Origin of the sequence: Streptomyces sp. NPDC005962, from assembly GCF_040629205.1 — a bacterium.
GTDB lineage: Bacteria > Actinomycetota > Actinomycetes > Streptomycetales > Streptomycetaceae > Streptomyces.
Genome location: NZ_JBEXVE010000001.1, coordinates 439192 through 453669 on the forward strand (window position 1 = coordinate 439192; position 14478 = coordinate 453669).

The 14478-nt window shown below is 73.2% G+C and carries 12 protein-coding genes and 1 pseudogene; 11 read left to right on the forward strand and 2 right to left on the reverse strand.

Going from position 1 to position 14478, the window contains the following annotated elements; genetic code table 11:
- The first annotated feature begins 39 nt into the window (after positions 1-39).
- From ABZ370_RS02110 to ABZ370_RS02120, 3 genes are all read left to right on the forward strand, one after another.
- Positions 40-234, forward strand: coding sequence for a hypothetical protein (locus tag ABZ370_RS02110; RefSeq protein ID WP_358615170.1), 195 nt, complete (start codon positions 40-42; stop codon positions 232-234).
- A gap of 144 nt (positions 235-378) precedes the next feature.
- Positions 379-1035, forward strand: a complete 657-nt coding sequence (locus tag ABZ370_RS02115) for a DUF433 domain-containing protein (protein ID WP_358615172.1) — start codon at positions 379-381, stop codon at positions 1033-1035.
- The gene (locus ABZ370_RS02120) at positions 986-1411 is read left to right on the forward strand and encodes a toxin-antitoxin system, toxin component, PIN family protein (protein ID WP_358615174.1); all 426 of its coding nucleotides are present in this window, start codon (positions 986-988) and stop codon (positions 1409-1411) included. Before ABZ370_RS02115 ends, ABZ370_RS02120 begins: the two co-directional genes overlap by 50 nt.
- A 60-nt stretch (positions 1412-1471) precedes the next feature.
- On the opposite strand, the gene ABZ370_RS02125 is transcribed toward ABZ370_RS02120, so the two are convergent.
- Positions 1472-2086 (reverse strand): hypothetical protein, encoded by a 615-nt coding sequence (locus ABZ370_RS02125; RefSeq protein ID WP_358615176.1) that lies wholly within the window; start codon positions 2084-2086, stop codon positions 1472-1474.
- A 259-nt stretch (positions 2087-2345) separates the two neighbouring features.
- Here ABZ370_RS02125 and ABZ370_RS02130 point away from each other — a divergent pair.
- The 8 genes and pseudogenes from ABZ370_RS02130 to ABZ370_RS02165 all read left to right on the forward strand — a co-directional run.
- Positions 2346-3128, forward strand: a pseudogene (locus ABZ370_RS02130) (TIGR03084 family metal-binding protein); the annotation flags it as partial.
- Positions 3129-3478: 350 nt separating this feature from the next.
- On the forward strand, positions 3479-5173 hold the full coding sequence (locus ABZ370_RS02135) for an acyclic terpene utilization AtuA family protein (RefSeq protein ID WP_358615178.1): 1695 nt from the start codon (positions 3479-3481) through the stop codon (positions 5171-5173).
- Entirely contained in the window at positions 5170-6768 is a 1599-nt protein-coding gene (locus ABZ370_RS02140; protein ID WP_358615180.1) for a carboxyl transferase domain-containing protein, read from the forward strand. Before ABZ370_RS02135 ends, ABZ370_RS02140 begins: the two co-directional genes overlap by 4 nt.
- Before the next feature lie 17 nt (positions 6769-6785).
- Positions 6786-8837, forward strand: a complete 2052-nt coding sequence (locus ABZ370_RS02145; protein WP_358616025.1) for a biotin carboxylase N-terminal domain-containing protein — start codon at positions 6786-6788, stop codon at positions 8835-8837.
- Complete coding sequence (locus tag ABZ370_RS02150; protein WP_358615182.1) at positions 8834-10003, forward strand: acyl-CoA dehydrogenase family protein; 1170 nt, start codon at positions 8834-8836, stop codon at positions 10001-10003. Before ABZ370_RS02145 ends, ABZ370_RS02150 begins: the two co-directional genes overlap by 4 nt.
- 78 nt (positions 10004-10081) lie before the next feature.
- Positions 10082-11686: a 4-coumarate--CoA ligase family protein gene (locus ABZ370_RS02155; RefSeq protein ID WP_358615184.1), complete on the forward strand. Its 1605-nt coding sequence runs from the start codon at positions 10082-10084 to the stop codon at positions 11684-11686.
- Complete coding sequence (locus ABZ370_RS02160) at positions 11683-12492, forward strand: enoyl-CoA hydratase family protein (RefSeq protein ID WP_358615186.1); 810 nt, start codon at positions 11683-11685, stop codon at positions 12490-12492. Before ABZ370_RS02155 ends, ABZ370_RS02160 begins: the two co-directional genes overlap by 4 nt.
- On the forward strand, positions 12489-13172 hold the full coding sequence (locus tag ABZ370_RS02165; RefSeq protein WP_358615188.1) for a TetR/AcrR family transcriptional regulator: 684 nt from the start codon (positions 12489-12491) through the stop codon (positions 13170-13172). The genes ABZ370_RS02160 and ABZ370_RS02165 overlap by 4 nt, the downstream gene beginning before the upstream one ends.
- A 36-nt stretch (positions 13173-13208) precedes the next feature.
- Here the strand turns inward: ABZ370_RS02165 and ABZ370_RS02170 are convergent, their stop codons facing one another.
- Positions 13209-14309: a citrate synthase 2 gene (locus tag ABZ370_RS02170; protein WP_358615190.1), complete on the reverse strand. Its 1101-nt coding sequence runs from the start codon at positions 14307-14309 to the stop codon at positions 13209-13211.
- Positions 14310-14478: the final 169 nt, after the last annotated feature.

Consider the following 14478-nt stretch of genomic DNA (forward strand, 5'->3'; position numbering starts at 1 on the left):
TATTCGACCTGACCACTTGGTGCTGACGCCATTCGGCGGTTGCCGAATCGCGCTCCCGCTTCAGCCGAACCGTCCACAGCCAGGGCAGCCCCGAAGGTCGACCGCCCGGTCGTCGGCCAGACCACTGCCACGGGCCATTACGACGTCTCGGTCGCCTGCGCGGAGGACCAGCTCCTGCCCTCCGTGCGCAACGCCGAGCCGAACGCCGAAGTCCTGGCGGAGCGGTTGCTCTGATCCACGCAACGCTCGTATGGGTGAACGATGAGCTGACTGTGCGGCCCACGGGAGGCCGTCCTCGCTAGTGTCCGAGGCTCGGCCTACCGTGGGGGTGAACAGGCGCTATGTTCGGATACGGTCAGCGACGGGAGGGTATCGGCGATGGTGGATCGCTTCAGCGACGCGCTTCTGAGCGTCCAGGACACCGCCCGGCACCTGGACATTCCCGACCGTACGCTCCAGCGCTGGCTGCACCACGAGAGCGCCGCCGGATCGCCGCTGGTGCACGGCGTCCAACCGGTGAAGCGCGGCTGGCCGTCGATCCCGTTCGTCGCGATCGTCGAGGCGTATGTACTGCGGTCGCTGCGCGGTTACCTGAGCATGCCCAAGATCCGCGAGGCGGCCGAGGCGGTGCGCTTGGCGTTCGGCGACGAGTACGGGCTGGCCACCCGGCGGATCGCCACCGACGGAGTGGATATCTTCGTCGAGCACGCGGACGGCGACTTGGCGCGTGCACGGGACGGTCAGCGACCCATCAGGGAAGTCATCACCGGCTACTTGCGCTACATCGCATGGGACAGCGGCGATCAATATCCCTACCGGCTCCGCCTGCGGCAATACCCGGATGTCGCCCCCGTGATCATCGATCCTCGATTCGGCTGGGGCGCACCGGTCGTCGCGGAGAACAAGGTCCAGGTGGACGCGATCGTCTCTCTATGGGAGGCCGGGGAGCCGTTGGAGGCGGTCGCGGACGAGTACGGGCTGACACGTGACCAGGTCGAATCGATCTGCCGGACCGCCCGCCGACGAGCCGCCTGAGTTCCTCGCCGACCGTTCCCTGGGGCGCCGTACGGTCGCCCTGCTGCGCGAGGCGGGATGGCTGGTCCGCCACCTCAGTGAGGTCTACGCCGACGACGGGCAGCACATTCCGGATGAGGAGTGGATCGCTCACGGACTGGGCCAGGGGTGGGCTCTGCTGACCCAGGACGAACGCATCCGCTACCGCGCACATGAGCGCGGCGCCCTCGCCCACGGCGACAAGCCACTGTTCTATCTGAGCAAGAAGGATCTGCTGATCGTGGACAAGGTGCGGCGCTTCCATGGCCACCAGGCGGCCATTTACCGTGCCGCGAAACGTGGCGAGGCGGCGATCTATGCCGTCTATGAGGACCGCATCGAGAAGAAGTGGCCGTAGGGAGCACCTGCGGCGGTGGAGCTGCCCGAGGCAGTTCCACCGCCGTGGCGGGGCAGGCGTTTAGGCGTGGGCGCTGATCACGCCGCCGGCGCTGAGCACGATGGAGCTGCCGTTGGCGTCGAGACCGGCGTCCTTCTGGTTGGCCTCGATCGTGGCGGCCTCGCCGTCGTTGCCGATGATCTTCGCGCGGTAGTGGAGTTCGCCGACCTTCGTGACCTTGGCCGTCCAACCGCCCGCGATCTTGAACGTGCCCGGTCCCTGGTGCTCGCCGCCCATCCAGGAGCGGACCTCGCCGCCCGCCGTGAGCACGACGTACATGCCGTTGGCGTCGAGCCCGGCGTCGCCGTCCTTCGCCTCTATCGTGGCCAGGTTCTCGCCGTTGTTGACGATCTTGAGGCGGTAGTGCAGGTCGCCGAGCTTGTAGACCTCGGCCGTGCTGCCGTCCACCAGCTTCTGGGTGCGGGTCGGCGATGTCGCCTTGCCCGCCTTGTTGTCGACCTTGGCGTCGGTGCCCTGCGCCCCGGCGGCGGACTCGGCGGAGGCCGCGGGCTTCGAGGCGGCGGTGTCCGAGCCGGTGCAGGCGGTCAGGCTGAGACCGGCGGCGGCGATCAGGGCCGCGGCGGCGACGCGCAGGGTACGGCGGCGAGCGGTGCGGACGGTGGTGTTGGAGCTCATTGCGGGTCCCCCCGGGGCAGTTGGTGTCGTTTCCTCGGTACGACCACCACTCTGGTCGAGGCCGCTACCGCTGGGCTGCCGCCCCGCTAACAGGACTGCCGCCCCGCTAACTTCCGGCTAACGCGGGTGTGGCAGGCCTATGCCGTGGTCGTCGCCCCGGTGCGTCAAAAATCATGCAAGCACGCTTGATTGTTTTGTGGCGCGCTGCCACGCTCACTCCCGACGCTCCGCACCGCCGCATCACGACCGGGAGTCCCGCGTGTCCGATACGGAAGCTCTGCTCGGCGATCTGCGTGCCGAGGGCGAGGAGTTGGACGGTCTGGTGGCCGGGCTGTCCGTCGAGGCGTGGGGTACGCCGACACCGGCCGTCGGGTGGAGCATCGCGCACCAGATCGCCCACCTCGCCTGGACCGACGCGCGGGCCGTGCAGGCGGCCGAGGACCCCGAGGGGTTCGCCGACGAGGTGCGGAAGGCCTTTTCCGCGCCGGAGCGGTTCGTGGACGAGGGGGCCGAGCGCGGCGCGTCCGATCCGCCCGGCGCGCTGCTGCGGCGCTGGCGGGAGGGGCGGGAGCGGCTGGCGCGGGTGCTCGCCGCGCAGCCGCCGGGGGCCCGGCTCCCGTGGTACGGGCCGCCGATGAGCGTCATGTCGATGGTCACCGCCCGGCTGATGGAGACCTGGGCGCACGGCCAGGACGTGGCCGACGCGCTGGGCGTGCGTCGCACCCCCACCGCCCGGCTGCGGCACGTGGCCCGCATCGGCGTACGGGCCCGGGGCTACGCCTACGCGGCGCGCGGCCTTGCGCCGCCCGCCGAGGAGTTCCGCGTCGAACTCACCGCGCCGGGTGGCGAGGTGTGGACGTACGGCCCCGAGGACGCACCTCAGCGCGTCACCGGCCCCGCGCTCGACTTCTGCCTGCTGGTGACCCAGCGCGTGCACCGTGACGACGTGGCGGTACGGGCGGCGGGCCCCGACGCCGAGTACTGGCTGAGCATCGCCCAGGCCTTCGCCGGCCCCCCGGGGCGCGGGCGGCAACAGGGCGGGCGCGCGGCTGATGGGTCGGCTGCGCCCGGCACCGTCGCCCCGCTTGCTGACGAGCGCGCGCCCGGTGGCGGGGGCGTTGCCGTCCCGGGCGGAGGCGCCGTACCCGGTGGCGGTGCTGTCCCCGGCGATGGCACCGCACCTGGTGGCGATGTCGCACATGCCGGAGGTGACGCGCCCGGTGGTGGCGCCGCGCCTAAGCAGGGCGCTGTCCCGGGCGGAGGCGCCGCGCCCACGGGCGATGCCGCGCCCGGCGGCACCGCGCCCACCGGCAGCATCCCGCCCGGTGGCGGCATCCCGCCCGGCGACGGCGCCGCTCCCGGCGACGGCGCCGCTCCCGGCGGGGGTGCCGTGTGACCGCGTCGGGGCCGCTGCGGATCGGGAACGCGTCCGGGTTCTACGGGGATCGCTTCGACGCCGTGCGCGAGATGCTGGCCGGTGGGCCTCTCTCCGTCCTGACCGGGGACTACCTCGCCGAGTTGACCATGCTGATCCTCGGCCGGGACCGCGCCAAGGACCCCTCGCGGGGCTATGCCGCCACCTTCCTCCGCCAGTTGGAGGACACCCTCGGGCTCGCCGTCGAGCGGGGCGTGCGGATCGTCGCCAACGCGGGCGGGCTGAATCCGGCCGGGCTGGCCGACGCCATCCGCGCGCTCGCGGAGCGGGTCGGGGTCGGGTGCCGGGTCGCGCATGTGGAGGGGGACGATCTGCTCCGGGCGCGGGACTGGGGTCCCGGGGTGGTCAGCGCCAACGCGTATCTGGGCGGGGGCGGGATCGCCGCTTGTCTGCTGGGCGGGGCGGACGTCGTGGTGACCGGGCGGGTCACCGACGCCGCGCTCGTCACCGGCCCCGCCGCCTGGCACTTCGGGTGGGCGGCGGACGACTGGGACGCGCTGGCCGGGGCCGTCGTCGCCGGGCATGTGCTGGAGTGCGGGACGCAGACGACCGGCGGCAACTACGCGTTCTTCACCGAGATCGACGACCTGCGCCGCCCCGGCTTCCCGCTCGCCGAGATCCACCCGGACGGGTCGGCCGTCATCACCAAGCACCCCGGCACCGGCGGCGCCGTCACCGTCGGCACCGTGACCGCCCAGCTGCTGTACGAGACGGCGGGCGCCCGCTACCCCGGGCCGGACGTCACGGCCCGGCTGGACTCCGTACGGCTCACCCAGGACGGCCCCGACCGGGTGCGGATCGACGGCGTACGGGGCGAGGCACCGCCGCCGACGCTGAAGGCCGGGCTGACCCGGCTCGGCGGGCACCGCAACGAGGTGGTGTTCGTCCTCACCGGGCTCGGCATCGACGCCAAGGCCGCCCTCGTACGCGACCAGATGGAGGCGGCCCTCGCCGAGCGCCGCCCCGCCGAGGTCCGCTGGACGCTGGCCCGCACCGACCACCCCGACGCGGCCGTGCAGGAGGAGGCGAGCGCCCTGCTGCGGCTCGTCGTCCGCGACCGCGACCCGGACACCGTGGGGCGGGCGGTCAGCGGCGCGGCCGTGGAGCTGGCCCTCGCCAGCATCCCCGGGTTCCATGTCACCGCGCCGCCCGGCAAGGGCACGCCGTACGGGGTGTTCGAGGCGGCGTACATTCCGCAGGACGCAGTTCCGCACATCGCCGTCCTGCCGGACGGCACCCGGACCGCGATCCCCCCGGCCCCGCATACCCGGCACCTCACGCCCACCGACGAACCGCCGCTGCCGCCGCCGCTCAACGGCCCCACCCGCCGGGCGCCGCTCGGCGCGGTCGCCGGGGCCCGCAGCGGCGACAAGGGCGGGAGCGCCAACGTCGGCGTCTGGGTGCGTACCGACGACGCCTGGCGCTGGCTGGTCCACACCCTCACCCCCGACCGGCTCCGCGAACTCCTCCCGGAGACCGCCGGGCTGACCGTCACCCGCCACCAACTCCCGCAGCTGCGCGCCCTCAACTTCACCGTCGACGGCCTGCTCGGCGAGGGCGTCGCCGCGCAGGCCCGCTTCGACCCACAGGCCAAGGCCGTCGGCGAATGGCTGCGTTCGCGCCACCTCGACATACCGGAGGTACTGCTTTGACCGTGCTCGCGTCCGCGCTCGACCCCGCAGGCGCCGACTACGCGGCCCACCGCGAGGCGATGCTCGCCAAGGTCACCGCACTGGAGGCCGAACACGCCAAGGCCCTCGCGGGCGGCGGCGAGAAGTACACCGAGCGCCACCGCAAGCGCGGCAAGCTGCTGGTCCGGGAGCGCGTCGAACTCCTCCTGGACCCCGATACGCCATTCCTGGAGCTGTCGCCGCTCGCCGCCTGGGGGAGCGACTACCCGGTCGGCGCGTCCGTCGTCACCGGCATCGGCGTGATCTCCGGCGTGGAGTGCCTGATCAGCGCCAACGACCCGACCGTGCGGGGTGGCGCGAGCAATCCGTGGACGCTGAAGAAGATCCTGCGCGCCCATGAGATCGCGCGGACGAATCGTCTCCCGGTCGTGAGCCTCGTCGAGTCCGGCGGCGCCGATCTCCCCTCCCAGAAGGAGATCTTCATCCCCGGCGGCGCCATCTTCCGCGATCTCACGCGGCTGTCCGCCGACGGAATCCCCACCGTCGCGGTCGTCTTCGGCAACTCCACCGCCGGAGGCGCGTACATCCCGGGGATGTCCGACCACGTGATCATGGTCAAGGAGCGGTCCAAGGTCTTCCTCGGCGGTCCGCCGCTGGTCAAGATGGCCACCGGTGAGGAGAGCGACGACGAATCGCTCGGCGGCGCCGACATGCACGCCCGCACCTCCGGGCTCGCCGACTACTTCGCCACCGACGAGCCCGACGCCCTCCACCAGGCGCGCCGCGTCGTCGCCCGCCTCAACTGGCGCAAGGCCCAACCCGATCCGGGCCCGGCCGAGGAGCCGAAGTACGACGCCGACGAGCTGCTCGGCATCGTCCCCGGCGACCTCAAGGTGCCCTTCGACCCCCGCGAGGTCATCGCCCGCATCGTCGACGGCTCCGACTTCGACGAGTTCAAGCCGCTGTACGGGGCGAGCCTTGCCACCGGCTGGGCGACCCTCCACGGCTATCCGGTGGGGATCCTGGCCAATGCCCAGGGGGTGCTGTTCAGCGAGGAGTCGCAGAAGGCCACGCAGTTCATCCAGCTCGCCAACCAGCGCGACATCCCGCTCCTCTTCCTCCACAACACCACCGGCTACATGGTCGGCCGCGCCTACGAACAGGGCGGGATCATCAAGCACGGCGCCATGATGATCAACGCGGTCTCCAATTCGCGCGTCCCCCACCTCTCCGTCCTCATCGGCGCCTCCTACGGCGCGGGCCACTACGGGATGTGCGGCCGCGCGTACGACCCCCGCTTCCTCTTCGCCTGGCCCAGCGCCAAGTCCGCCGTCATGGGCCCCCAGCAGCTCGCCGGGGTGCTGTCGATCGTCGCCCGCCAGTCCGCCGCCGCCAAGGGAGCGCCCTACGACGAGGACGGCGACGCCGCCCTGCGCGCCATGGTCGAGCAGCAGATCGAGTCCGAGTCGCTGCCGCACTTCCTCTCCGGGCGGCTGTACGACGACGGCGTCATCGACCCGCGCGACACCCGCACCGTCCTCGGCCTCTGTCTCTCCGCCCTCCACACCGCGCCCGTCGAGGGGGCGCGCGGTGGCTTCGGCGTCTTCCGGATGTGAGGAAAAACCCCGCCGTGATGTCCGTGATCCGCTCCCTCCTCGTCGCCAACCGTGGCGAGATCGCCCGCCGCGTCATCCGCAGCTGCCGTGAACTCGGCATCGCCACGGTCGCCGTCCACTCCGACGCGGACGCCGACGCCCCGCACGTACGGGAGGCCGACACCGCCGTACGCCTGCCGGGCGACGCCCCCGCCGACACCTACCTGCGCGGCGACCTGCTGACGAAAGCCGCCCTGGCGGCGGGCGCCGACGCCGTCCACCCCGGCTACGGCTTCCTCTCCGAGGACCCCGCCTTCGCCCAGGCCGTCCGCGACGCCGGGCTGCTGTGGGTCGGGCCGCCGCCCGAGGCGATGCGGGCGATGGCGTCCAAGACCCGCGCCAAACGGCTCCTGCGCGACGCGGGCGTCCCTCTGCTCGACTCCCTCGACCCCGACCGGGTCACCGACGCCGACCTGCCCGTTCTCGTCAAGGCGGCGGCGGGCGGCGGCGGGCGGGGCATGCGCGTCGTCCGCGACACGGCCGCGCTCGCGGACGAACTGGCCTCCGCCCGCGCGGAGGCTGCGTCCGCCTTCGGGGACGGTGAGGTGTTCGTCGAGCCGTACGTCGAGGGCGCCCGCCACGTCGAGGTCCAGGTGCTGGCCGACACCCATGGCACCGTCTGGTCCCTCGGCACCCGCGACTGCTCGCTCCAGCGCCGCCACCAGAAGGTCGTCGAGGAGGCCCCGGCGCCGGGGCTCGGCGACGGACTGCGCCGTCTGCTGGAGGAGTCGGCGGTGAACGCGGCCCGGGCCATCGGGTACGAGGGCGCGGGCACCGTCGAGTTCCTGGTCTCGTCGGCGGGCCGTGGCTACTTCCTGGAGATGAACACCCGCCTCCAGGTCGAGCACCCGGTGACGGAGGAGGTCTACGGGCTGGACCTGGTGGCCCTGCAACTGCGGGTGGCGGAGGGCCAAGCCCTGGCCGCCGAACCCCCGTCCCCGAGCGGCCACGCGGTCGAGGCGCGGCTGTACGCGGAGGACCCGGGGCGGGGCTGGCAGCCGCAGGCGGGCGTGATGCGGCGGCTGGACATCACTGCCACAGGCCTGCGCGCGGACACGGGCCTGCGCGCGGACACGGGACCGGGCGTCGGCATGGGCCTGCGCGTCGGCACGGGACTGCGCGCGGACACGGGCCTGCGCGTCGACTCCGGCATCGCGGACGGGGACGTCATCGGCGTCCACTACGACCCCCTGCTGGCCAAGGTCATCGCCTGGGCGCCCACCCGCGCCGAGGCGCTGCGGCGGCTGGCGCACGGGCTGGAGCACGCCCGTATCCACGGCCCGGCCACCAACCGCGACCTGCTGGTACGGGCCCTGCGGCACCCGGAGTTCGAGGCCGGACGCATGGACACCGGCTTCCTCGAACGCCACCTCGACGCACTCACCGAGACCGGCACCGACGGCATCGCGCTCGCCGCCCTCGCCGCCGCCCTGGCCGCCGCGTCGGATCGGCCCGCGACCGTGGCGGGCCGCCTCGGCGGCTGGCGGAACGTGCCCTCCCAGCCGCAGATCAAGACGTACCGCGACGACCCGGGCGGCACCGAGTACGAGGTCCGCTACCGGCTCACCCGCGACGGTCTCGTCACGGAGGGCTTCCCGGACCTGCGGCTGCTGAGCGCCGACCCCGGTCACGTCCTCCTCGAAGCAGACGGCATACGGCGGAAATTCGACGTTTCGCGCCATGGCGACCGTATATACATCGACTCGTCCCTCGGCGCGCACACCCTCATCCCCCTGTCCCGCTTCCCCGACCCCACCGCCCGCACCGCACCGGGCTCCCTGCTGGCCCCCATGCCCGGCACGGTGGTGCGGATCGCCGACGTCGCCGTGGGCGACCAAGTGCGGGCGGGCCAGCCGCTGCTGTGGCTGGAGGCGATGAAGATGGAGCACCGTGTCGTCTCGCCCACCGCCGGGGTGCTCACCGCGCTGCACGCCGCCGAAGGCCGTCAGGTCGAGGTCGGGGCGCTGCTCGCGGTCGTCACGGCCCAAGACGAGGCAGCCACCGAAGACAACGGACGGAGCCGCACATGAGCCAGGCCCAGGCGCACACTCCCGTCGACACCCCGGAACAGGCCGACCTCCGCACCGCCGTGGCGGCCTTCGGCAGGGACAACCTCCACACCCCCACCCCCGACCTGTGGGCCAGGGCGGGCAAGCTCGGCTACCTCGGCGTCAACCTCCCGGAGGCGTACGGCGGTGGCGGGGGCGGCATAGCCGAGCTGTCGATCGTGCTCGAAGAGCTGGGCACGGCCGGATGCCCGCTGCTCATGCTCGTCGTATCGCCCGCCATCTGCGGCACGGTGATCGCCCGGTACGGCACGGACGAGCAGAAGTCCCGCTGGCTGCCAGGTCTGGCGGACGGCAGCGTGACGATGGCGTTCGGCATCACGGAGCCGGACGCCGGGTCGAACTCGCACCGGATCACCACCACCGCCCGCCGCGAGGGCACAGGCGAGGGCACAGGCGAGGGCGCCGAATGGGTGCTCACCGGCCGCAAGGTCTTCATCTCCGGCGTGGACATCGCCGACGCCACCCTGATCGTCGGCCGAACGGAGGACGCGCGGACGGGGAAGCTCAAGCCCTGCCTGTTCATCGTCCCGCGCGGCACCCCCGGCTTCTCGTACCGCCACATCCCCATGGAACTGGCCGCGAACGAGAAGCAGTTCGAGGTCGTCATGGACGGCGTACGGCTCCCGGCTGACGCTCTCGTCGGCGACGAGGACGCGGGTCTCGCGCAGCTGTTCGCGGGGCTGAACCCGGAACGGATCATGACGGCGGCGTTCGCGCTCGGCATGGGCCGTCACGCGCTGGCGAAGGCGGTGGACTACGCGCGGACCCGCCAGGTGTGGAAGGAGCCGATCGGCGCGCACCAGGCGATCGCGCATCCCCTCGCTCAGGCGCACATCGAGGTGGAGCTGGCCCGGCTGATGATGGCGAAGGCGGCGTATCTGTACGACGCGGGGGACGACGCGGCCGCCGGGGAGGCCGCCAACATGGCGAAGTACGCGGCCGGGGAGGCGGCCGTGAAGGCCGTGGACCAGGCGGTGCACACGCTCGGCGGGAACGGCCTGACGGAGGAGTACGGGCTCGCGAAGCTGATCACGGCGGCGCGGGTGGCACGGATCGCACCGGTCAGCCGGGAGATGATCCTCAACTTTGTCTCGCATCAGACGCTGGGGCTGCCGAAGTCGTACTGACGGTCGTACCGACGGGACGAGCGGGGCAGAACGGACGGGAAGGCAACTGGCAGGCACAGCGACCCGAGGGGAGCGGCCATGGTGCTGCGCAGCGAGTTTCCCGATGTCCCGCCCGTCGATCTGCCCATTCACGACGCGGTGCTGGCCCGCGCGGCGAAGGAGTTCGGGGACCGTACGGCGCTGATCGACGGGGTGAGCGGGGAGAGCGTCGGCTACGCCGAGCTGGACCACGCCGCACGCCGGATCGCCGCCGGGCTGGCGGCGGCGGGGGTGCGCAAGGGGGAGGTGGTGGCGCTGCACAGCCCCAACTCGGTGAGGTATCCGATGGCGTTCTACGGGGTGACGCGCACGGGCGCGGCGGTCACGACGGTGCATCCGCTGGCGACGGCGGAGGAGTTCGCGGGGCAGCTGCGGGACGCGGCGGCGGCGTGGATCGTCACGGTGTCGCCGCTGCTGGGGGTGGCGCGGCAGGCGGCGGAGCGGGCGGGCGGGGTGCGGGAGATCTTCGTATGCGACGAGGCGGGCGAGGCGGGCGGGCACCGTTCGCTGCGCGACATGCTGGAGGGCACGGAGCCGGAGCCGGTGGTGGAGATCGACCCGGCGGAGGACGTGGCGGTGCTGCCGTACTCGTCGGGGACGACGGGCAGCCCGAAGGGCGTGATGCTGACGCACCGCAGCGTGGCGACCAACCTGGCGCAGGTGGAGGCGCTGGTTCCGACGCGGCCGGGCGAGCGGGTGCTCGCGGTGCTCCCGTTCTTCCACGTGTACGGGCTGACGGCGCTCATGAACGCCCCGCTGCGGGCCGGGAGCACGGTGATCGTGCTGCCGCGCTTCGATCTGGACCAGTTTCTGACGGCGATCGAGCGGTACGAGGCGCAGGCGCTGTATGTGGCGCCGCCGATCGTGCTGGCGCTGGCCAAGCATCCGGCGGTGGCGGAGCACGACCTGTCGTCGGTGCGGTACGTGCTGTGCTCGGCGGCGCCGCTGGACGCGCGGCTGGCGGAGGCGTGCGCGCGGCGGCTGGGCGTACCGCCGCTGCTGCAGGCGTTCGGGATGACGGAGCTGTCGCCGGGCTGCCATCTGGTGCCCCGAGAAGCGGAGGACGTTCCGCCGGGGACCGTGGGGAAGCTGCTGCCGAACACCGAGATGCGCGTCGTGGGCATGGCGGACGGCCCGGATGCGGGGCTGGACGTGGCACCGGGGGAGGACGGGGAGATCCTGATCCGGGGCCCGCAGGTGATGAAGGGCTATCTGGGGCGGCCCGCCGACACGGCGGCCATGGTCGACGCGGACGGCTGGCTGCACACCGGCGACATCGGCCATGTGGACGCGGACGGCTGGCTGTTCGTGGTGGACCGGGTGAAGGAGCTGATCAAGTACAAGGGCTATCAGGTCGCCCCGGCCGACCTGGAGGCTGTGCTGATCGCGCACGAGGCCGTCGCCGACGCCGCCGTGATCGGCGTGACGGACGGGGACGGCAACGAGATCCCGAAGGCGTTCGTGGTGCGCGGGCCCGGTGCCCGGATCTCGGAGGACGAGCTGATCGCGTACGTTGCCGGGCAGGTGGCCCCGTACAAGAAGGTGCGGCGCGTCGAGTTCACGGACACCGTGCCGCGTTCGGCCGCCGGGAAGATCCTGCGGCGCGAACTGCGCGCCAGGGAAAGGAGTTCGACCACCCCATGACCGACACCCACGGCGACGCGGCTCTGGTGCGCTCGTCCGGCGAGCGCGGCATCGTGACGCTCACCCTCGACTCGCCGCACAACCGCAACGCGCTCTCCGCCCGTCTGGTCGCCGAGCTGCGGGCCCACCTGGCGGCGGCCGGGGCGGACCCGGAGGTCCGGGCGGTGCTGCTCACGCACACCGGCAACACGTTCTGCGCGGGCGCCGATCTGCGCGAACCCCCGGCGGTCTCCGGTGCGTCGGGGCTGGTCGCGCTGTTGCGCGCCCTCGTGGAGCTGCCCAAGCCGGTGGTCGCGCGGGTCACCGGGCATGTGCGGGCCGGTGGTCTTGGACTGCTCGGGGCGTGCGACATCTCGGCGGCGGGGCGGGGCGCGAGCTTCGCGTTCACCGAGGCGCGGCTCGGGCTGGCCCCGGCCGTCATATCGATGCCGCTGCTGCCCCGGCTGGACGCCCGCGCGGCGGCCCGCTACTACCTCACCGGGGAACGGTTCGACGCCGCCGAGGCGGCCCGGATCGGCCTGGTGACGGTGGCGGACCCGGAGGGGGACGCGGACCGGGCGCTCTCGCCGGTGCTGGACGGTCTGCGCCGTGGCTCCCCGCAGGGCCTGGCGGAGTCCAAGCGGCTGGTGACGGCCGAGGTGCGGCAGGCGTTCGACCGGGACGGGGAGGCGCTCGCCGAGCTGTCGGCGCGGCTGTTCGCGTCGGCGGAGGCGCGGGAGGGGATGACGGCGTTCCGGGAGCGGCGGGAGCCGGTGTGGGCGACGGAGGCTGCCGGGGCGGACACCGCGACGGAGGCCGGGAAGTGAGCCCCGGTACGTCTCCCCGTACGCCGTCCCGTACGCCCCCGCGCGACCCCAAGCAGGACCGCAGCCGCGCGACCCGGCAGCGGCTGCTGGAGGCCGCCGTGGCATGCCTCGCCGAGCACGGCTGGGCGGGGTCGACAGTGTCGGTGGTCGCGGAGCGGGCCGGGGTGTCCCGGGGCGCGGCGCAGCATCACTTCCCGACCCGGGAGGACCTGTTCACGGCCGCGGTCGAGCATGTCGCGGAGCAGCGTTCCGCGGAGCTGCGTGCCCTCGCCCCGGCGGGCGCGGGCACGGCCCGTACACGGGCGGTCGTCACCGAACTCGTCGACCTGTACACCGGCCCGCTGTTCCGGGCCGCGCTCCAGCTGTGGGTCGCGGCGTCGTACGAGGCCCAGCTGGGCGCCCGGGTCACCGTCCTGGAGGCCCGTATCGGCCGCGAGACGCATCGCATGGCGGTGGACCTGCTGGGCGCCGACGAGACGGTCCCGGGGGTCCGGGAGGCGGTGCAGGGCCTGCTCGACATGGCCCGCGGCCTGGGCCTGGCCAACCTGCTGACGGACGACGGCGCGCGCCGGGAGCGGGTGGTCGCGCAGTGGTCGCGCATCCTGGACGAATCGCTGGGTGACGAGGCGCTGGGCGATGGCGCGCTGGGCGGCGGAGCGCTGGGCGCGGCCGGACGGTAGGAGCCCGGGGCGGGGGAGCGCCCCGCCCCGGACCCGCTAGGCCGAGATGTCCCCGTACCCCTCGATCTGCTGCGGCCCGCGCGTGCCCGGCCCCACGTACCGCGCCGAGGGGCGGACGAGGCGGCCCGTGCGCTTCTGCTCCAGGATGTGCGCGCTCCACCCGGCGGTCCGCGCACAGGTGAACAGGGACGTGAACATGGGCGCCGGGACCTCCGCGAAGTCCAGCGTGATCGCCGCCCAGAACTCGACGTTGGTGGCCAGCACCCGGTCCGGCCGCCGGTTGTGCAGCTCCTCCAGGGCGGCCCGCTCCAGCGCCTCCGCGACCTCGTAGCGCGGCGCCCCCAGCTCCTTGGCGGTGCGCCGCAGCACCCGCGCCCGCGGGTCCTCGGCGCGGTAGACCCGGTGCCCGAAGCCCATCAGCCGCTCGCCCCGGTCGAGCGCCTTCTTGACGTACGCGGTGGCGTCCCCGGTGCGCTCGATCTCCTCGATCATCCCGAGCACCCGCGAGGGCGCGCCCCCGTGCAGCGGCCCGGACATGGCCCCGACCGCGCCGGAGAGCGCGGCGGCGACGTCGGCGCCGGTGGAGGCGATGACGCGGGCGGTGAAGGTGGAGGCGTTCATGCCGTGCTCGGCGGCGGACGTCCAGTACGCGTCGACGGCGGCGACGTGCTTGGGGTCGGGCTCGCCGCGCCAGCGGCGCATGAAGCGCTCGACGATGGTCTCGGCCTTGTCGATCTCCCGCTGCGGCACCATCGGCAGGCTCTGCCCGCGCGCCGACTGGGCGACGTACGAGAGCGCCATGACGGCCGCGCGGGCGAGGTCGTCACGGGCCTGGGCCTCGTCGATGTCCAGGAGCGGTTTGAGGCCCCAGACGGGCGCCAGCATGGCCAGTGCGGACTGCACGTCGACCCGGACGTCGCCGGAGTGCACCGGGATGGGGAAGGGCTCGGCGGCGGGCAGCCCGGGGTTGAAGGCGCCGTCGACCAGCAGGCCCCAGACGTTCCCGAAGGACACATGGCCCACCAGGTCCTCGATGTCGACGCCGCGGTAGCGGAGCGCGCCGCCCTCCTTGTCGGGTTCGGCGATCTCCGTCTCGAACGCGACGACTCCCTCGAGTCCGGGTACGAAGTCGGACATCGGGCGGCTCCTCATGATGTGGGCGGCGGGTGGCGAACAGGGCTGGTGCGGCTGGTGCGGGGATACGTCTGGTGCGGATGAAACGTCAGCGGGGCGGAGAACGGTGTCATCGGTGTCATCGGGGTTATCGGGTTCGTCCGGCCCGGGACGGTTCCGCGGCCGGTGGCTC